The organism is Mesorhizobium sp. B2-3-11 (genome assembly GCF_006442215.1).
Lineage (GTDB): Bacteria > Pseudomonadota > Alphaproteobacteria > Rhizobiales > Rhizobiaceae > Mesorhizobium > Mesorhizobium salmacidum.
The window spans coordinates 58,331-76,200 of record NZ_VFVS01000009.1; the positions used below are offsets into that span (position 1 = coordinate 58,331).

The window sequence follows — 17,870 nt, forward strand, 5'->3', positions numbered from 1 at the left end:
CGGCCTATTCGCCATCTGGCACAGCGCTTGCAAAGGTCCTAGCAGCGGCGGGCAACCGGAGCGCCGCGATGGGAGAAGTCACGCAGGGCGGGTTCCGTCCATCCGGCCAGGGAGAGTTCGATGCATATCGCAGACCAATCCGCCGCGCCCGCCGCGCAGCGCAAGCCCCTCTATGCCCAGCTCTACGTGCAGGTGCTCGTAGCAATCACCGTCGGGATCCTGCTCGGCCATTACTATCCGTCGATCGGCGAGAGCATGAAGCCGCTCGGCGATGCCTTCATCAAGCTGGTCAAGATGATCATCGCCCCGGTCATCTTCCTGACGGTCGCAACCGGCATCGCCGGCATGAGCGACCTGCAGAAGGTCGGCCGTGTCGCCGGCAAGGCGATGCTATACTTCCTCACCTTCTCGACGCTTGCGCTCATCATCGGCCTTGTCGTGGCCAATGTCGTGCAGCCGGGCGCCGGCTTCAACATCGACCCGGCAACGCTCGACGCATCGACTGTGAACACTTACGCCGCCAAGGCGCATGACCAGTCAGTCACCGGCTTCCTGATGAACATCATCCCCGGCACGATCGTCGGCGCCTTCGCCGACGGCGACATCCTGCAGGTGCTGTTCTTCTCGGTGCTGTTCGGCATCGCGCTGGCGCTGGTCGGCGACAAGGGCACGCCGGTGCTCAACTTCCTGCAGGCGCTGATGGCGCCGATGTTCAAGCTGGTCGGCGTGCTGATGAAGGCAGCGCCGATCGGCGCGTTCGGCGCGATGGCCTTCACCATCGGTAAATACGGCATCGGCTCGGTCATCAACCTCGCCATGCTGGTCGGAACCTTCTACGCGACCTCGTTCCTGTTCGTGTTCGTCGTGCTCGGTGCGGTCTGCCGCTACAACGGCTTCTCGATCCTGTCCCTGATCCGCTACATCAAGGAAGAGCTCCTCCTGGTGCTGGGTACATCGTCGTCGGAAGCCGCACTGCCCTCGCTGATGGAGAAGATGGAAAAGGCCGGCGCCAAGCGCTCGGTGGTCGGGCTGGTCATCCCGACCGGCTATTCCTTCAATCTCGACGGCACCAATATCTACATGACGCTGGCGGCGCTGTTCATCGCCCAGGCGACGAACATCCATCTGTCGATATCAGACCAGATCCTGCTGCTGCTGGTCGCCATGCTCTCTTCGAAAGGTGCCGCCGGCATCACCGGGGCCGGCTTCATCACCTTGGCCGCGACGCTTTCGGTGGTTCCCTCGGTGCCGGTAGCTGGCATGGCGCTGATCCTTGGCGTCGACCGCTTCATGTCGGAATGCCGGGCGCTGACCAACTTCGTCGGCAATGCGGTGGCGACGCTGGTCGTGGCGCGCTGGGAGGGCGAGCTCGATGAAGCCAAGCTGGCCAGGGCATTGGCTGGTACGGCCGACGACAGCCTGCCGGCGGACATCGTTCCCGCCGAGTAATCCGCCGTTCCGTGAAATGACGATGGCCGCAGGCACCCAGCTTGCGGCCATCGGCCTATGTCCGTGATGTCAGACGGCTTTGCCCAGCGGCGACTCGCCTATGGCGCCGAAGAAATGGCAGCGCGACGGATCGACCTGCATCGCGATCCGGCGGCGCAGCTTGAGCTCAGCCATTGAAGTCCCTCCTCGTGTCCGGATATGTGCTTGGGCCGACAGGCATGGGAGCCGCCAACGTGCCGAAATCATCGAACAGGACAAGGCTGGCGGCACCAACCAGCCCGGCGTGGCGGCCGAGCTGGGCCTGGACGACCGGCACGTCGCGATAGGCGAGCATGGCGCGCTGGCGGATGATCGCCCCGATGACGGGTGCCATCAAGTCGAGGCCATTGGCGATGCCGCCGCCGACGACCAGCACGTCGGGCGAATAGAGATGCAAGAGATTGGTGAAGCCGACGCCGAGCCAGCGGGCCTCCTCCTCGAGCAGGGCCACAGCGAGATTATCCTGCAGCCGCGCGGCCTCGACCACGTGGCGTCCCGTCACCTCAGCGTTGGCCGACAGGCGGCGCAGCGTGGAGCCATCGAAGGCTGACGTGGCGGCATTGGCGCGGCGGCCGAGCGCGGTTCCCGAGGCGATGGCCTCGAAGCAGCCGACGACGCCGCAAACGCAGCGCTCACCCTCGTTGGTGATGGTCATGTGGCCGATCTCGGCGGCAAGGCCGCGGCGGCCATGCAGGATGCGCCCGTCGGCGACGACGCCGCCGCCGATCCCGGTCGAGACGGTGACGAAGACCAGTGAGCGCGCGCCATGGCCGGCGCCGAAGCGCCATTCGCCAAGTGCGGCCGCATTGGCGTCGTTCTCCAGCCTTACCGGCAGGCCGAGCCGCCGCTCGAGGATGTCGGCCAGCGGCACGTCCTGCCAGCCGGCCAGCGTCGGCGGTCCGACGGCGATGCCGGCCAGCGGATCGAGCGGGCCCGGCGCGCCGACGCCGACGCCGAGGATCGACAGCCCCGGCGCCTCGGCATGGACGGTCGCGGCCAGCGCCTCGATCTGGCCGATCACTGCATCGGGGCCGGCCTGCGCCTGCGTCGGCACCACCGCGAAGGCCAGTATCTTGCCGTCACGGTCAACCAGAGCGGCACGAAGCTCGCTGCCGCCAAGGTCGATCGCAAGAGCGGCTTCAATGCTCATCAGGCCGCGACCTTCAAATCATGCAGCCAGCCGATGCGGCCGGCGAGATCCTTGTCGCCGAAAGCGAGCGAACCGAGCACCACGGTCTCGGCACCTGCCGCGCGAAGCCGCGGCACGGTTTCGTGGCGGATGCCGCCATCGGCGGCGAGCACCACAGCCGCCTCGCGGCCGGCGTTCCGCAGGATAGCGCGGGCCTCGCCCAGCCTGTCGCAGGCTTTCTCCGACAGGCCCTGGCCCTTGACCCCGATCGCGGTGCCGAGAAGCGTGACGAAAGCCACCTCGGAAACGAAAGGCGTCACCGCCTCGACCGGCGTTTCCAGCCTCAACACGACGCCGGCTTCGGCGCCGAGTGCACGCGCCAGCCGCACCGCGCGCAGACCCGATTCGCCATTCTCGGCATGGACGCTGATCATGTCGGCGCCAGCCTCGATGAACTGGCGGGTCTGTTCCTCGACGATCGCCCCGTCGACCATCAGATGGACGTGGATGGGCCTGGCCGTCAGTTTGGCAATGCGGGCGACGAGATCGGGGAAGAACAGGAAGGACGGCGCGAAATGGCCGTCCGCGACATCGATGTGGTGCAGATCGACATAGGGTTCGATTCGCCTGAGGTCGCTCTCGAAATTGGCGAGATTGGCAGACCACGATGAGAATTCGGCGATCAGACGGTCGCGCGGCAATGCGGCGATGGCGGCCGGACCTGACAGGGCTTTCGAGATCATGATTGTTCCTGGTTGTTGAAATTGCTGTCGAGGAAGCTGCCGATGGCGGCACGGATTTCGGCGAAATGGCTGTTCTTGTCGATAGCCTTCGGCGTCACCTCGGCGAAGAGCGCGTTCGGGATCGTTTCCGCCAGTTCGCGGGCGGTCGCCACGGGATGGACGAGATCGATGCCGCTGCCGATGACCAGCGCGGGCCTTGCAAGGCCGGCGGCTTCGGCCCGCGTCACACCAGGCCCATCATTGGCGATCGACTGCATTACCTCGGCGAAGACGGTTGCATTCTCGCGCTCGAAGAAGCCGAGCAACGAAGCGAGATTGTCCGGGGCCTCGCTGCGAAAGCGGGTTGCCGTCGCGGAGGACGCGAAGGCATCGCGCGCCTCGTCCAGCGGAAGCCGATCGATGAGTTCCGCCACTTCGACGTAAGGCTGCATGTTTTGAGGCGCCGCGTCGAAAGCCCAGGCCGGACGCACCAGCACGAGGCCAGAGACGCGATCCGGGTGATGCAATGCGAGGCGCAGCGCGATCGCCGCGCCCATCGAGATGCCGCCGGCGACAAAGCGCTCCATTCCCGCCGCATCGGCGGCAGCCAGCACATCGTCGGCGAACATCGCGATCGAGAACGGACGCTCGCTGCCGGCACTGGCGCCGCCTTGCGCACGGCATTCGACGGTCAGCCGGCGGCGCGACGGGCCGTCGGGAAAGTTCTGCGCCACCTGGGCGGCATCGCCGCCGAGGCCATGCTGGAAGACGATGGGAAGGCCCTGCCCCATGTCGAAGACACGGAGCGCTGCATCGCCGCGCAGCATGATCGTCGGCGCGACACCCATCAGAGCAGCCTTCGCAGGAAGATTGCGACGCCAGGAGCTTCATCGACGGGCAAGCCGTGCGTGACGAGCGCGCCATCGAAACCCACGCCCTTCAAGCGCGCGACGAAGTCCGGGAAGTCGACGACGCCCTGGCCTGATGTGGCGAAGCGGCCGTCGGCGAAACGGTCCTTGGCATGCGCCATGGCGATGTGGCCGGCTGCCTCATCGATCGCGGCGGCGACGATGACGTGCGCTTCCCCCGGCGTTGCATGCTCGAACAGGTTGGCGGGGTCGAGCACTATCTTGAGATGTTTGGAGCCCATGTCGGCGATCAGGCGCATCGCATCCCCGGCCGAGGTGACGACGTTGGCCTGCTCGGGCTCGATGCCGAGATCGACGCCGGCGTTCTCGGCGAGCGCCAGCGCCTTTTCCATCTCGGCGGCCATGTCGGACCAGGCCGCCGGCGTGACGTTGTCGGGATGATATGCCCATTGGTCGGCTGCGTTGCGCGAGCCGGTGCAAAGCGTCACCAGCGGGATGTCGAGGGCTGCCGCCGTTTCGATGACGATAGCGAGGCGGCGAAGTCCGTCGTCGCGCACAGCCTTGTCGGGATGCGCCATGTTGTAGGTGCCCGACAGCGCGGCCAGCAAAACGCCTGACGATCGCGCGGCGGCGCGGATGGCGGCGACGGCATCCGCCGGCACGACGTCCGGCATCGACGGCAGGCCGGCGCAGGCGAGATTGAACTGCGTCGTCTCGTATCCGGCCTGCTTGACCTTGGCCAAGACGGCGGCCGGATCGGTGCCCGGAAAAGTCTTGGCGAAGATGCCGAGGCGCATCAGACGGCACCCGAAACCGAGGCAAGTTCAACCCGTTCGCCAGTCTCGACAGAACGGGCAATCGCCACCATGGCGCGGATCGAGGCGATGCCGTCCTCGACATTGGCGCCGCGCATCGGCGCGCCGTTCAGAACCGTGTCGGCAAGGCCCTCGAGCTGGCGACGGAAGAAATGGCCGTCGGCGCCGAGCGGTTTTCGCGAGGTCGCGTCCTTCTCGTGGAAGATGTCGACCTCGCTGGCGCGGAAATACCAGGGGTTGAACGTCTTGGCGATGACCGAACCATTCTCGCCATAAAGCTGAAACCCTTCGTGCCAGTCCATGCGCACGGCGACGGTCAGGTCGAGATGGCCGAGCGCGCCGCTGGCGAATTCGGTCTCAACAAACCAGCAATGGGCGCCGAAGCGCTCGTTGAGGCGGGCGCGCACGGCGACGATCTCGCCGCAGAGGAAGCGCGCGGTGTCGACGAGGTGCGAGCCGTGCGCCAGCATGAAATACTGCCTGAGATCAGCCTTCGGATTGCCCGCAGGTTTCTTCGCCAGCTTGCTGGTGACGGGCAGCGGCTGCACCGCATCGGTGTTGGTGTAGCGATGGGTGGAATCGCAATACCAGGCCTTCAGCGCCAGCACGTTGCCGATCTCGTCGCGGACGAAGTCGCGCGCGACCTCCAGCGCCGGGTCGAAACGCTTCATGTGCCCGACCTGCAGCACCTTGCCGGAGCGCTTGACCGCCTCCGCCAGGGCCTCGCCTTCCTCGACCGAGGTACCGATCGGCTTTTCGCAGAGAACATGCTTGCCGGCATCGAGCGCCTTGATCGACATCGGCACGTGATAGGCATCCGACGTGGCGACGATGACCGCTTCCAGTTCGGGATCGGCGAGCATGGCGTCATAGTCGGCATACATCTTCTGCGGTTCATAGGTGGCACCCATGCGGGCGAGCAGATCGGGTGCCGCGTCGCAGATGGCGTGGAGGTCGGCATTGCCGGCCTTGACGCAGGATTCCAGATGCGCGAACTGGGCGATCGGGCCGCAGCCGAGCACACCGACCCTGAGGCGTCTGTCCTGTTTCTTGATCATCGTCTTAGGCCCCGTAGCCGCGCATCGTCTGGCGGTTGGTCTTGACCGCACCGGCCGGATCGGCGGCCGCGGTGTCGGATTCTTCTTCCAGCACCAGCCAGCCGTTGAAGTTCGGCGCGGTACCGGCGATCTCGATGACTTGTGGCGTGTCGCAAACACCTTTGCCCAGCATCGCCCACGTGCCGTTGGCGTCGACGTCCTTGAGGTGGATGTAGCGGATGCGGTCGCGGTAGGTGGTGAGCGTATCGGCCATATCCTTGTGGCCGCGCAGGATGTGACCGGTATCCGGCACCCAGCCGACCAGATCGGGGTCGAGCAAGGCAAAGATCGCATCGTAATCGGCGCGGTCGAACAGCAGCGTGTTGTGATGGGAACTCGGATGCACCGCGATCTGGACACCGGCCTTGCGGCCGAGCTCGCCGGCCTTGTTGTACAGCTCGGCCGCGATAGCGAATTTGTCGTCGCGCGGCCCGTTGGAGACGACGGTCGCCGAGCCCATCGACACCAGCGCATCGGGAAAGTCTGCCACGAAATCGATCCAGCGCCTGGCGGTTTCGAGGTCGGCGCCGATCTCATCCTTCAGCGTAAAGCCGCTCTTCGAACCGAAGGCGAAGGAAATGAGCGCCAGGCCAGACGACTTCAGCGCGGCGGCGAACTCGGCTGGCTTGCCGGCGTAGCCGCCGATCATGGTGTCGGTGATCTCGATGCCGGCGTAGCCGCCATCCGCGATCGCCTTCAACAGATCGTCGGGGCCACCGGTGAACCGGTCTCCCAGCATTTCCCAGGTGAAGGTCTGGCAGCCGACTTTGAGGTCTTTCACGTTCATCCTTTCATTCCTTGATTCCGCCTATTCCTTGAGGCGGCCCTGCGTCAGGCTTTCGATGATGTGGCGCTGGAAGAACAGCACGAGCATGATCAGCGGAACGGGACGGCCGAGGCCGCGGCGATATCGCCCGCCAGCAGATAGGGTCCAATGATCTATTGCAATACACGGGGGCCTGCTCCGTCAGTTCTCCTTGGATGGACATCCTACTTGACCGAGCCTGCGGTCATGCCGGCGAGGAAGAACCTCTGGGCAACGAGGTAGATGAGCAAGAGCGGTAGCGAGCCGAGCACGCTCATCGCCATCATCTGGTTCCATTCGAAGGCGTGCTGCCCCATCAACAGCTGTATGCCGATCGGGACGGTGCGCATGGACGTTGACTTCGTCAGCGTCAGCGCAAAGAGAAATTCGTTCCAGCATAACAGGAAGGTGTAGACCGACGTCGCCACGATACCAGGCAGAGAAATCGGGACGATCACTCGCCAGAGCGCTGTCCAACTCGTGCCGCCGTCAACGGCGACGGCTTCATCGAGATCGCGTGGCAACGTGTTCAGGTACCCTGTCATCAGCAGGATCGCATAGGGCAACGTAAACACCAGGTAGGTCAGGATCAGCGCCACATAGGTGTCGAAGATGCCGTACGAAACGACAAGCCCGAAGAAGGGGATCAAAAGTGTGATCGGCGGGATCGTCTGCGTGCTGATGATGAGCGTGTTCAGGCTACCCTTGCCGCGGAAGTTGAAGCGGCTGAACCCGTAGGCCGCCAGCAAGGCGATCAGCACTGTCAGCACGGTCACCGCTCCCGCCACGAAGTAGCTGTTGAAGAAGAAGCGCAGCTTTACCGGGTCGCCGAAGATGGCTGCATACGCTTCCAGCGTGAAGGCCTTCGGCAGGATGGTTGGTGGCAGGGCAAAGATTTCGGTATTCGACTTGAACGAGCTGCTGAGCATCCAGTAGATCGGGAAGGCTGCGAAGAACAGCCCTGCCGCAAGAGCAACATGCAGCGCGACGGTGATCAGTTTGTCTTTGCCAGAGTTCCGTTTCCTCATGGCGTCCTACCTGGCCCGCTGATAGCGAATATAGAACAGCGTCAGGCCGAGAGAGATCAGCAGGATTACCACAGCGCTCGCCGACGCCTGGGACAGGTTGTAGCTCGAAAACGCCAGCTTGTAGGTGTAAGTGCTGAGGACCTCGGTCGCGTATATCGGCCCGCCGCCCGTGGTTATCCAGATCAACGGGAAGACCTGCATGGTCCAGATGAAGTCGAGCAGCGAGATGCTGATGATGATCGGCATCAGTTGCGGGATGGTGATGAAGATCAGCTTCTGGTAGGCCTTCGCCCCATCGATATCGGCGGCCTCGTAGAAATCCTTGGGAATGCCTTGCAGACCCGCGAGCAGGCTGACCATGAAAAGCGGGTAGCCCGCCCAGATATTGGCGAAAGTGACGGCGTGCAGCGCGGTCTCGGGCGAGGAAAACCACTCGATCTTGGAACCGATGATGCCCATCTGCATGAGAATGCTGTTCACGACACCGTTCGGCTCAAGCAAGAGACGCCAGATCACGGCGATGATCACCGCGGTGAACAGCCAAGGCAGTATGTAGAGCACGCGCAGCACATTGCGCAGCGTCGGATTGATGCGGTCGCTGTTCAGCATGAGTGCGAAGACCATACCGATGGTCATATGGAAAACGACACTCATGCATGTGAAATAGAGCGTATGCCACAGCGAAGCCCAGAACACGGGATCGTCAAAGATCGCCTGATAGTGCTTTAGCCCGGCAAAGGATGGATCACGACGCAGCACCGCGCTGTTCTGAAAGGAATAGGCAATCACCGTGACCATCGGCAACAGCATCAGGAGCCCGACTATGAGCAGCGAGGGCGACAGATAGAGATAGGGCGCCATAGCTCGTTTGAGCTTGTGATGGGAGCGCTTCTGCCGGGTCATGGTGGCAACCTCGCGACAAGAGAAAAGAACTTCAAATACCATTCAGGTTCGTCATCTGCCGGTTGGCCCGCCTAATGGCAGGCCAACCGATAAGTGGGCCGCGAGAGCGGAGCACGCCGATCAGAATTTCGCCATCCAGCCCTTTTGCGCGGCAGCGGCTGCCTCTTCCGGCTTTTGCTCACCGGCAAGCATCTTTTGAGCCTGCACGTCGAACTGGGTCATCAGGTCTTCAGCCACCGGCAGGCCCGTGAACTCGTTGGCGAGATAGCCGGTCTTGAAGATCTCGAAAGCCTTGCCGAAAGCCTTGTCAGACGTCACGAAGTCAGGCTTGGCGTTGACGTTACCCGGGAAGGCGTTTGCAAGCGAAACGAGCTTGGCGTTCACCTTTTCGCTCATCAAGTACTGGACGAGTTTCCAGGCCTCCTCCTGATGTTTCGAGGCCGCGGAGATACCGATGCCCCAGGAGGCATAGGGAAGGCCGCGCTTTCCGGTATAGTTTTCCACGACCGGGACCGGGATGAGGTCGAAGTTCAGCTTGGGATTGCGCTTGCGGATAAGGTTCACATGCGCAAGCGAGTCGATCATCATCCCGACGCGGTCGTTGACGAATTCCTCGACTTTTTCCTGCTCGGTCTTGGTGGCGATGCCGGGCGAGATGGTGCCGGCGTCGTTGAGTGATTTGACGAAGGTGAGCATATCCACCACCGGTTTGCCCTCGAGGTCAGGCTTGCCGTTCGCCATCATCGACTGACCCGAAGCCCAGACCCACGACATCATGTCGTTCTGGACACCGGACGGCGTTTGCAGCGACAGCGGCAGCACCCAGCCGTACTGGTTCTTGTCGGCGTGCGTCATCTTCTTGGCGGCTTCGAGAAATTCCGCTCGGGTCGACGGCAGCTTGGTCACGCCTGCCTGGGCGGCGAGGTCCAAATTCACGAAGACCGGATAGACGAACGAAGCGACCGGGAACATCACCGCCTTGCCGTCCACCTTGATGATATCCGCGACCTGGCTCTTGTCGAAGCCGCTTGCGTCCATCATCGGGTTCATGTCGGCCAGCGCGTTCTGCGCGTTCAGATTGTTTACCCAGGCGCCGTCGAGGCCGACGACGTCGCTGAGCGTTCCGGTTGCCGCACCAACCGAGATCTGGTCTCGCGTGGTCGCGTAGGGGCCGCTTACCAGCGTCACCTTGATTCCGGGGTTCGCGGCCTCGAAGTCATCCATGATCGCCCTGAGAGAGCCGGCCGGCAATTCGGGCTCCCACCATTGGGTGAATTCCAGCGTCGTGTCCGCCATGGCGCCGGTTGCGCCAAGCAACCATGCGGCCGCGGCTATTTTCAGCATCGCGGGTTTTATACGGAACGTCATATTCTCCTCCTTCTCTGGGGATCGACCGCACAATGCCGCCGATCGTCTGCTTATTCAGAAGTCTTCTTACGCAGACGCCTCGCCCTCGCCTGCGGGCCTTGCCACGGATCTTCAGATCGCCAGATGCGTCTCGGGATCGAAGAAATGCAGCTTGACGTCATCCAGAGCCAACTGGATTTCCGAGCCGGAGCGGACTGTGCTGACCGGTTCGAATTTCGCCACCGCGTTCGACGCCCGGCCGAAATCCTCCACCGCGTCCGGGTCGCCGGAGTCCACCCGGACCGCGTCGATGTTCAGATGGACGATGTGCTCGGACCCGAGTTCTTCGATCGAGGTCACCTTTGCCGGTATCGTCTGGTACTTGCGGCCGGATTCGAGGCTGCTGTCATAGAGATGCTCCGGTCGGATCCCGAACACGACCTTGCGTCCCGCATAGGATCTCAAGGCCGGCCTGCGGATGAAGGCCTCATCCTGCAGCCGGACGGCGAAGCTACCGGAAATCAGGTCGTCGCCCGTCAGGGTCGCCTCGAAAAGGTTCATCGAAGGAGAACCGATGAAGCCGGCAACGAAGGCGTTCACCGGCGATTCATAGAGTCTCTTGGGGGTGTCGACCTGCTGCAGCACGCCGCCTTTCAACACCGCGACCCTGTCCCCCATCGTCATCGCTTCGGTTTGGTCGTGGGTCACATATATAGTCGTGACGCCGAGCTGCTTTTGCAGGCTGGTGATTTCGGCGCGCATCTGAACACGCAGTTTCGCGTCCAGATTGGAAAGGGGTTCGTCCATGAGAAAGGCGGCTGGCTCGCGCACCATGGCGCGACCCATGGCAACCCGTTGACGCTGTCCGCCTGAAAGGTTCGCGGGTTTGCTGTCCAGCAGCGATGTCAGTTGAAGGGTTTTGGCGATCTCGTCCACGCGCTTCTTGCGCTCGGCCTTCGGCTTGCCTGCCAGCCGCATCGAAAAGCCGATGTTTTCGAACACGGTCATATGCGGGTAGAGCGCGTAGCTCTGGAAGACCATCGCGATGTCGCGGTCCTTGGGCGGCATGTCGACGACGTCGATCCCGCCAATCCGAAGGCTGCCGCTGGTGATGTCCTCCAATCCCGCAATCATCCGCAACGCGGTGGATTTGCCGCAACCGGATGGCCCGACGAGAATCAAAAACTCACCGTCCTCGACCGATAGGTTCAAGTGATCGATCGCGTTGAAATTGTTCCCGTAGGTTTTGCAGATATTCTCAAGAATGACTTCTGCCATCTTCCTCCCTCCACAAGTCTAATTCACGACTTTTTATAATTCTCCTCGGCTTGTGTTCACCTGCGAAATACTTTCTGCGATAGTTCAGGTTCCAGTATCGAGCTGCGCATATTTCAGTTCGACTGCCGACGGCGCGTTCGCCGATGCCAGGAATTCCATGACCTGATTGCCGGTCGGAAGCGCCTCGCGCCCGCCCCGCCCCGTTATCGAAAGGGCCGCCGCCGCGGCGGCGAATGCGACCCGGCGTGCGGTGTCGGCCCCGCGCTCCAATGCAAGGGCATAGGCGCCATGAAAGCAGTCACCGGCGCCGGTCGAATCGACGACGGCGACCCGATGCGGAGGCAGGTGCCAGAGCCCTGTCTCGTCGCGTCCGCGATAATAGACGCCCCTGCCGCCGTCCGTCAGAACCACGGCGGACCGCGACGGCAACCATAAGGCATCGAGAATCTCGGCGGGCGATCGGCACCCCGTGGCAGCCCGCGCAAAGCCGAGGGGAAGAATGAGATGATCGCACAGCGCGATCAATCTCTCGGTGGCTGGGCCGCTGCTCCATTCGATATCGCCGAGGATCGCAAGGCCGAGATCGCGAGCCCGAACCACGACATCCGGCGTCCGGATCGCGTAACTATCGACGATCAGGACTGTCGCGCGGCTGAGGACCTCGTCCGGAAAGTCCGGCGCGGTGCCCAGCATCGCTTCGTCGTCATACGCGATGAACCGCTCCCCATCCGACCCGACGGTGATCCGCGAGCGCACCGGGCGTGCGCGCGGGTGGCGCGGCGCGAATGCAGTTTCAACGCCGCTCGCAACGAGATCGCACAGCACGGCGTCGTCCGCGGCACTGCCCAGCCATCCGATGAACCCGGCGGTTCCGCCAAGCCGCGCGACGGCGGCAAGGGCCGTGGCGATATTTCCGCCGAAAGCTCGGGCGCTTTGCAGAACCTTCCCCTTGCCCGCCGACAACGGCTGATCGACATAGACGATGTCGTCGATCGCAATAGCTCCGAAGCCGAGGATTGAAGGGACGGTGGGCATCGTTCAGGCACCTGCCTTCGCCAGGGCATCTTGCGCCGAAAGGCCGTCATGGATGACGCCCCGAAAGGCAATCGCTGCCTTCTCCGGATCGCCATGCCCCCAGAGATTGCGGCCCACCACGGCACCGCGCGCGCCGGCACGGATGGCGTCCGCCGTCTGCTGAAGGGCGCCGAGCAGCGTATCGGTCTTCGGGCCACCCGCGATCACAACCGGCACCGGGCAGGTCCGAACGGTCTCTCGGAACGACTCGAAATCGCCCGTGTAACCGATCTTGATCACGTCGACGCCGGATTCGTAGCCGATGCGCGCCGCATAGGCGATCTCGTCGGGGGTGAAGACGATTTTTGCGCCGTCGGTGAAATCGCGAGGGTAGATATGCGCGACTACCGGCATGCCGTAGCGGGCCGCCGCATTCACCGAATCGGTCAGCCAGCGTATGTATTTGCCCTCGGTCGCGCCGCGTACCGGAATGGCCACGGCCAACGCATCGGCGCCAGCGCGCACCGCATCCTCGGGCGTTGCAATCAGTTCACTGATGCGATCGTCCGGGGTGAAGCAGCCGGCCTGGATCACCAGGGAAGCCTTGCCCGCGTATTGCGGCCACAGGTGGCGCGCGGTGCCTGGCTGGATGCTGACGTAGTCGGGTTTGCCCACCATGACGCGAGCGAGCGCGCCCGGCAGATCGGCAAGACCTCCTTTGCGCACGTCGCCATAGCCGACAAAGTGGTCGACCGCGCCGCCAAAAAGGTTTCCCGATGGATGCGAGAAGAGGCGCGCAAGGCGCACTTTGGTTCCTAGGCTCATGAGTGCAAAATGTCCCAATCGTTCGGTTTCAAAATCCTGGAACCAGTGTTTGCGAAAGAAACGATAAATGCAATCTTTCGAAAGCTTTCGAATTTGCGTATTTTTGGTAAGGTGAGCCGAGGCCAGGGCGGTTGCTCGGTGCATGGAGGCGAGGACAGGGCAATGTTGTCAGAGCAGAGACGCCAATCGATCCTGAGTGAGGTGCAACGCAGCGGACAGGTTCGTACGAAGGACTTGTCCGACGATTTTGGCGTGTCGGAAGTCACGGTGCGCTCCGACCTCGAGATACTGGACCGCAAGGGACTACTGACCAAGACCCGTGGAGGGGCGGTGACCCGGACCACGGATTCGACCACGGCCGCGTTCGCGCGGCGGATGCAAACGAACCTCGATGCGAAGAAACGCATCGCCCGGGCAGCGGTAGAGCTGTTCGAGGACAACCAATCGGTCATCTTCGACGGCGGCTCGACATTGATGCAAGTTGCCATGCAGTTACCGCCGCTCAACAACGTCGTGGTCGCGGCCACGGCGATGAATATCGTGCAGCATCTGATGCATCGGCCCGGGCTCGACGTGCACATGATCGGTGGCCGGGTCTATCCGGACACGGTGAGCACGCTGATTACCGATGCGGACACGGCTCTCGGCGGCTTGGTGGCGCATCAGGTCTTTGTTGGCGCGCATGCGATCGACTCGTCACTGGATGTGGTCGACGTGAACGAAGACATGGCGCGAACGAAGCGAAACCTGGTGCGTATGGCACGGCGCGTTGTCCTCCTTGCGGATTCGAGCAAATGGGGCGTCAGCGGGACCTCCAAGGCATTTTCGCTGTCGAGCGTCCATGTGGTGATCACCGATGATAGCCTGCCCGGTCCAATACGCAGCCAGCTGGATAAAATTGGGGCCAAGGTGATCTATGCCTGAACCCGTCGCGGTCCCCTGGCCGCAACCGAAAGACCCGATGACCCACGGATTCGCATCGGCCGCCAGCCGTTTTTTCTGTTGTCATTTTCTCCTCCCAAGGCTGGCAGCCTTCCGATGTCGCCAGCCATTTCCGAATGTTCTATAAAAATTTTACGCGCGTCAATATTTAAAATGTTGTATAGCGATTTTGAAAGCGATCCGGCACCATTGCGACGGATCGGGTAGCGGGACCGCATTGGGAGGGTACGACAGAAAATGCAGGCAAAATCACAGGCCAAACTCGGCATCGGCGTCATCGGATGCGGCAACATCTCGATGACTTACCTGCGCAACGCCGCGCTTTTCGGCGGCATCGAATTGCGCGCCTGCGCCGATATTTCGGCCGAGATGGCGGCGTTACGGGCCAAGGAATACGGCATTCGGGCACTCAGCGTCGATGCGCTGCTGGCCGACCCCGAGATCGACCTCGTCCTTAACCTCACCATTCCGGCGGCGCATTTCGACATTTCGTTCTCCGTCCTTTCGGCGGGAAAGCATGTCTTCACCGAAAAGCCGCTGGCAATCTCGGCCAGCGACGGGCGCCGGCTGGTGACCGAGGCGGCCAAGCGTGGCCTGCTGCTCGGCTCGGCTCCCGATACCTTCCTTGGTGCGGCCGGACGCAAAGCGCGCCGCCTGATGGACGAAGGCGCCATCGGGCGCCCGGTCACCGGCACCGCCTTCATGATGGGACGTGGCATGGAACACTGGCATCCCAATCCGCAATTCTACTATCAGCCGGGCGGCGGCCCCGTATTCGACATGGGACCCTACTATCTCACCACGCTGGTCAATCTGCTCGGGCCGGTCGCCCGCGTCATAGCGATGGCGACGAAGGGCCAGGAGGAACGGCTGATATCGGCCGAAGGGCCGTTCAAGAACACCAAATTCAAGGTCGGCACGCCGACCAATGTGCTGTCGCTGCTCGAATTCCGCTCCGGCGCGACGGTCACCTTCGGCGCATCATGGGACGTCTTCAGGCATTCCAACCATCCCATCGAACTGCACGGCACCGAGGGCTCATTGCGCCTGCCCGACCCGGACACGTTCGGCGGCACCGTGTCGCTGTCGGAACGCGGCGCCGCCTGGAAGGACTTCGCCAGCGAAGGCGAACTCTACGGTGCCCGCAACTGGCCTTACGCAGCGCCCGACCGCGCCAATTACCGCATGCTCGGCGTCGCCGATCTGGTACGCTCGCTGCAGACCGGTGCGACACCCCGCGCTTCCGGCAATCTGGCCCTGCATGTGCTGGAGATCATGGAAGCGATCCTGCATTCGGGCGAGACGAAAAACTCGGTTGCGATCACAGGTGACGTCGTCCAGCCGGCCCTGCTTAGCGAAGACGAGGCACGCGGCCTGCTCGCCTGACCTCCAGGAGATGACGATGACACTCGATCCGGATGCATTGCGTGCCCTCGAAATCGGTCGTGCCGCCGGCGGCGAACCGTTCGAGAATGGCAGCGTGGCGGCGGCACGGGCCGCCTATATCGCTTCCTTCCCAACTCAGCAGGGCGAGCACGAGCCGGTCGCGGCAACCGGACAGCAGCAGATCGACGGGCCGAACGGCCCGGTCACGATCCGCATCCATCGCGGTATCGGCGCGCCGCGGACCGGGGCGCGCGCCGTGCTTTACCTGCATGGCGGCGGCTGGGTCATCGGCAATCTCGATTCGCATGACGAAATCTGCCGCTGGCTGGCCAATCTCGGCAACGCCGTCGTCGTCTGTCCCGATTACCGGCTGGCGCCGGAGCACACGTTTCCCGCCGGGCTGGAGGATTGCGCGGCGGCGCTCCGCTTCATGGCCGGGAACGCTGGCGAACTCGGCATCGACCCTACCCGCATTGCCGTTGCCGGCGATAGCGCCGGCGGCAATCTTGCCGCCGTTCTGGCGTTGCTTGCCCGCGACGGGCTGGCGCCGCCGCTTGCCGCCCAGATTCTGATCTATCCCAACACCGACGCCCGCCAGGCGGCGGACAGCTATCGGCGTTTCGGCGACGGCTTCGGACTCACCGCCGCCGCCATGGCCTGGTTCCGCGACCATTATGTGCGAACGCCGGACGACATCGCGGATTGGCGCGTATCGCCGCTGCTGGCCTCCAGCCTTGCCGGCGCGCCGCCCGCCTTCGTCGTGATCGCCGGCCACGACATCCTTGCCGACGAAGGCACGGCCTTTGCCGAGCGCCTGCGCACCGACGGAGTGCCGCTGGTGCTGCGACACTGGCCGGGTCAGATCCATGGCTTCGTCTCGATGGGTCGGTATATACTGGCCGCGCGGCAAGCGGTGAGCGAGGCGGCGGCCTGGCTTCAGCGGCAGACGGGTGTTCAGGCTGACTGACGCATCACCAGGGTCGCGCCAAGCTTGACGTTGCGCGCCAGATCCTGGCCGGGCGGGTCAGCCTCGTCCAGAAGCGCCAGCAGGATCTCGACGCTGCGGCCAGCCATGGCGGCGAAGTCCTGCGCCATGGTGGTCAGCGCGGGACAGGTGTAGCGGCTCAGCGGATGATCGTCATGAGCGGCGACACGGAAATCGCAGTCGGCGCGGCGGCCGATCTTCAGCCCGCGCGAAAAGGCAGCCGACATCACGCCGAAGGCGAGACGGTCATTGGCGCAGAGCAGCGTGCGGGCCGGCAGGCCGCCTTTCTCGAGCGTCCTGTCCATCCATTCGTGACCGATGCGCTCGAAGTCCCAGCTATAGTCGCCCGCCGCCTTGAGAACGGTGGGCTCCAGGCCGGCGGCGTGCATCGTGTCGATATAGCTCCGCAGCCGTTCGCTCGAATTGTGGTTGACGTGCGGGATGTCGACATAGACCGGCGGTTCGCCGGACCGGCAGAGATAATCCACGATCGTCGAGGTGCTCTGGTGGTTGTCATTGCCGACGAACGGCGTGTCGCCTTCGATATAGGTGTCGAAATAGACGATCGGGATGTCCTCGCTCATCCGCTCGAAGACGCCGGGCTCGGAGACCAATCCCAAGGGCGCGACGATGGCGCCGGCGACCTTCAGCGACATCAGCGTCCTGACCGATTCCGCCTCCAGCTTCGGCGAACCGTGCGAGGAGATGACGATCGGCCAAAACCCTTCGTCGCGGCAGCGCAGTTCGATGCGGCTGACCATCTCCGCGTAGAACGGATCTGTGATCGCCGGCACCACGATGCCGACATTGCGGGTGCGCTTGCGATTGAGATTGCGGGCAAAAACATTCGGCTGGTAGTCGGACGAACGAAGCGCCGCCTCGATGCGCGCTCGTGTCGCCGGCTTCACGCTGGCCGGATCGTCAAAGTACTTCGACAGGGTCGGCCGGGACACGCCGGACGCCCTGGCGAAATCATCCATTGTCCGGTGCGTCTTTTCCGCCATCGATATTTCAGGCTCCTTGCCCTCAATGCAACTTCGCGCACCGGCCAGAATCAGTCTTGCGACCATTGCGCTGAGGCAGCATTGCTTGACCGAACTTATTCAGTCAAATTTCCATGTTTCCACTACAACGCAAAAGCATTGCGCACGTCAAATTATTTATTGACGCTTTAAAAATGGCAACTTAGGTTTTGAACCCGCACGGACATGCGGATAGCGCATGGCAATCGGACGCC

17 protein-coding genes are annotated in these 17,870 nt (G+C 63.1%); 4 read left to right on the forward strand and 13 right to left on the reverse strand.

The window, feature by feature from the left end; translation table 11 throughout:
* Positions 1–120 precede the first annotated feature (120 nt).
* A complete protein-coding gene (locus FJ960_RS14330) occupies positions 121–1,449 on the forward strand; it encodes a dicarboxylate/amino acid:cation symporter (protein WP_140505625.1) in 1,329 nt (442 codons plus the stop codon).
* Between the two features lie 166 nt (positions 1,450–1,615).
* On the opposite strand, the gene FJ960_RS14335 is transcribed toward FJ960_RS14330, so the two are convergent.
* From FJ960_RS14335 to FJ960_RS14395, 12 genes are all read right to left on the reverse strand, one after another.
* On the reverse strand, positions 1,616–2,638 hold the full coding sequence (locus FJ960_RS14335; protein ID WP_140714756.1) for an ROK family protein: 1,023 nt from the start codon (positions 2,636–2,638) through the stop codon (positions 1,616–1,618).
* A complete protein-coding gene (locus FJ960_RS14340; RefSeq protein ID WP_140714758.1) occupies positions 2,638–3,360 on the reverse strand; it encodes a ribulose-phosphate 3-epimerase in 723 nt (240 codons plus the stop codon). Before FJ960_RS14340 ends, FJ960_RS14335 begins: the two co-directional genes overlap by 1 nt.
* Entirely contained in the window at positions 3,357–4,187 is an 831-nt protein-coding gene (locus FJ960_RS14345; RefSeq protein ID WP_140714760.1) for an alpha/beta hydrolase, read from the reverse strand. The genes FJ960_RS14340 and FJ960_RS14345 overlap by 4 nt, the downstream gene beginning before the upstream one ends.
* Entirely contained in the window at positions 4,187–5,005 is an 819-nt protein-coding gene (locus FJ960_RS14350; RefSeq protein ID WP_140714762.1) for a sugar phosphate isomerase/epimerase, read from the reverse strand. Before FJ960_RS14350 ends, FJ960_RS14345 begins: the two co-directional genes overlap by 1 nt.
* Complete coding sequence (locus FJ960_RS14355) at positions 5,005–6,081, reverse strand: Gfo/Idh/MocA family oxidoreductase (protein ID WP_140714765.1); 1,077 nt, start codon at positions 6,079–6,081, stop codon at positions 5,005–5,007. Before FJ960_RS14355 ends, FJ960_RS14350 begins: the two co-directional genes overlap by 1 nt.
* Positions 6,082–6,085: 4 nt before the next feature.
* Positions 6,086–6,907 (reverse strand): sugar phosphate isomerase/epimerase, encoded by an 822-nt coding sequence (locus tag FJ960_RS14360; protein WP_140714767.1) that lies wholly within the window; start codon positions 6,905–6,907, stop codon positions 6,086–6,088.
* Between the two features lie 203 nt (positions 6,908–7,110).
* Positions 7,111–7,953, reverse strand: a complete 843-nt coding sequence (locus tag FJ960_RS14370) for a carbohydrate ABC transporter permease (RefSeq protein ID WP_140505639.1) — start codon at positions 7,951–7,953, stop codon at positions 7,111–7,113.
* 6 nt (positions 7,954–7,959) lie between these two features.
* Positions 7,960–8,856, reverse strand: coding sequence for a sugar ABC transporter permease (locus tag FJ960_RS14375; RefSeq protein ID WP_140505642.1), 897 nt, complete (start codon positions 8,854–8,856; stop codon positions 7,960–7,962).
* A gap of 120 nt (positions 8,857–8,976) precedes the next feature.
* On the reverse strand, positions 8,977–10,224 hold the full coding sequence (locus FJ960_RS14380; RefSeq protein ID WP_140505644.1) for a sugar ABC transporter substrate-binding protein: 1,248 nt from the start codon (positions 10,222–10,224) through the stop codon (positions 8,977–8,979).
* Between the two features lie 111 nt (positions 10,225–10,335).
* Entirely contained in the window at positions 10,336–11,481 is a 1,146-nt protein-coding gene (locus FJ960_RS14385; RefSeq protein ID WP_140505646.1) for an ABC transporter ATP-binding protein, read from the reverse strand.
* A gap of 84 nt (positions 11,482–11,565) precedes the next feature.
* Positions 11,566–12,516 (reverse strand): PfkB family carbohydrate kinase, encoded by a 951-nt coding sequence (locus tag FJ960_RS14390; RefSeq protein ID WP_140714769.1) that lies wholly within the window; start codon positions 12,514–12,516, stop codon positions 11,566–11,568.
* Positions 12,517–12,519: 3 nt separating this feature from the next.
* Positions 12,520–13,320: a class I fructose-bisphosphate aldolase gene (locus tag FJ960_RS14395; RefSeq protein ID WP_023756676.1), complete on the reverse strand. Its 801-nt coding sequence runs from the start codon at positions 13,318–13,320 to the stop codon at positions 12,520–12,522.
* Between the two features lie 162 nt (positions 13,321–13,482).
* Between FJ960_RS14395 and FJ960_RS14400 the strand changes: the two genes are divergently transcribed.
* From FJ960_RS14400 to FJ960_RS14410, 3 genes are all read left to right on the forward strand, one after another.
* Complete coding sequence (locus FJ960_RS14400) at positions 13,483–14,244, forward strand: DeoR/GlpR family DNA-binding transcription regulator (protein ID WP_140505650.1); 762 nt, start codon at positions 13,483–13,485, stop codon at positions 14,242–14,244.
* Positions 14,245–14,499: 255 nt separating this feature from the next.
* Positions 14,500–15,648, forward strand: coding sequence for a Gfo/Idh/MocA family oxidoreductase (locus FJ960_RS14405; protein ID WP_140714771.1), 1,149 nt, complete (start codon positions 14,500–14,502; stop codon positions 15,646–15,648).
* 16 nt (positions 15,649–15,664) lie between these two features.
* On the forward strand, positions 15,665–16,615 hold the full coding sequence (locus FJ960_RS14410) for an alpha/beta hydrolase (protein ID WP_140714773.1): 951 nt from the start codon (positions 15,665–15,667) through the stop codon (positions 16,613–16,615).
* On the opposite strand, the gene FJ960_RS14415 is transcribed toward FJ960_RS14410, so the two are convergent.
* The gene (locus FJ960_RS14415; RefSeq protein ID WP_140714775.1) at positions 16,603–17,637 is read right to left on the reverse strand and encodes a LacI family DNA-binding transcriptional regulator; all 1,035 of its coding nucleotides are present in this window, start codon (positions 17,635–17,637) and stop codon (positions 16,603–16,605) included. The genes FJ960_RS14410 and FJ960_RS14415 overlap by 13 nt on opposite strands.
* Positions 17,638–17,870 lie beyond the last annotated feature (233 nt).

What these genes read in the sequence shown, in the direction of transcription:
- FJ960_RS14330 (WP_140505625.1), top strand. Translation starts at nt 121, where the DNA reads ATGCATATCGCAGACCAATCCGCCGCGCCCGCCGCGCAGCGCAAGCCC.
- FJ960_RS14335 (WP_140714756.1), bottom strand. Translation starts at nt 2,638, where the DNA reads ATGAGCATTGAAGCCGCTCTTGCGATCGACCTTGGCGGCAGCGAGCTT.
- FJ960_RS14340 (WP_140714758.1), bottom strand. Translation starts at nt 3,360, where the DNA reads ATGATCTCGAAAGCCCTGTCAGGTCCGGCCGCCATCGCCGCATTGCCG.
- FJ960_RS14345 (WP_140714760.1), bottom strand. Translation starts at nt 4,187, where the DNA reads ATGGGTGTCGCGCCGACGATCATGCTGCGCGGCGATGCAGCGCTCCGT.
- FJ960_RS14350 (WP_140714762.1), bottom strand. Translation starts at nt 5,005, where the DNA reads ATGCGCCTCGGCATCTTCGCCAAGACTTTTCCGGGCACCGATCCGGCC.
- FJ960_RS14355 (WP_140714765.1), bottom strand. Translation starts at nt 6,081, where the DNA reads ATGATCAAGAAACAGGACAGACGCCTCAGGGTCGGTGTGCTCGGCTGC.
- FJ960_RS14360 (WP_140714767.1), bottom strand. Translation starts at nt 6,907, where the DNA reads ATGAACGTGAAAGACCTCAAAGTCGGCTGCCAGACCTTCACCTGGGAA.
- FJ960_RS14370 (WP_140505639.1), bottom strand. Translation starts at nt 7,953, where the DNA reads ATGAGGAAACGGAACTCTGGCAAAGACAAACTGATCACCGTCGCGCTG.
- FJ960_RS14375 (WP_140505642.1), bottom strand. Translation starts at nt 8,856, where the DNA reads ATGACCCGGCAGAAGCGCTCCCATCACAAGCTCAAACGAGCTATGGCG.
- FJ960_RS14380 (WP_140505644.1), bottom strand. Translation starts at nt 10,224, where the DNA reads ATGACGTTCCGTATAAAACCCGCGATGCTGAAAATAGCCGCGGCCGCA.
- FJ960_RS14385 (WP_140505646.1), bottom strand. Translation starts at nt 11,481, where the DNA reads ATGGCAGAAGTCATTCTTGAGAATATCTGCAAAACCTACGGGAACAAT.
- FJ960_RS14390 (WP_140714769.1), bottom strand. Translation starts at nt 12,516, where the DNA reads ATGCCCACCGTCCCTTCAATCCTCGGCTTCGGAGCTATTGCGATCGAC.
- FJ960_RS14395 (WP_023756676.1), bottom strand. Translation starts at nt 13,320, where the DNA reads ATGAGCCTAGGAACCAAAGTGCGCCTTGCGCGCCTCTTCTCGCATCCA.
- FJ960_RS14400 (WP_140505650.1), top strand. Translation starts at nt 13,483, where the DNA reads ATGTTGTCAGAGCAGAGACGCCAATCGATCCTGAGTGAGGTGCAACGC.
- FJ960_RS14405 (WP_140714771.1), top strand. Translation starts at nt 14,500, where the DNA reads ATGCAGGCAAAATCACAGGCCAAACTCGGCATCGGCGTCATCGGATGC.
- FJ960_RS14410 (WP_140714773.1), top strand. Translation starts at nt 15,665, where the DNA reads ATGACACTCGATCCGGATGCATTGCGTGCCCTCGAAATCGGTCGTGCC.
- FJ960_RS14415 (WP_140714775.1), bottom strand. Translation starts at nt 17,637, where the DNA reads ATGGCGGAAAAGACGCACCGGACAATGGATGATTTCGCCAGGGCGTCC.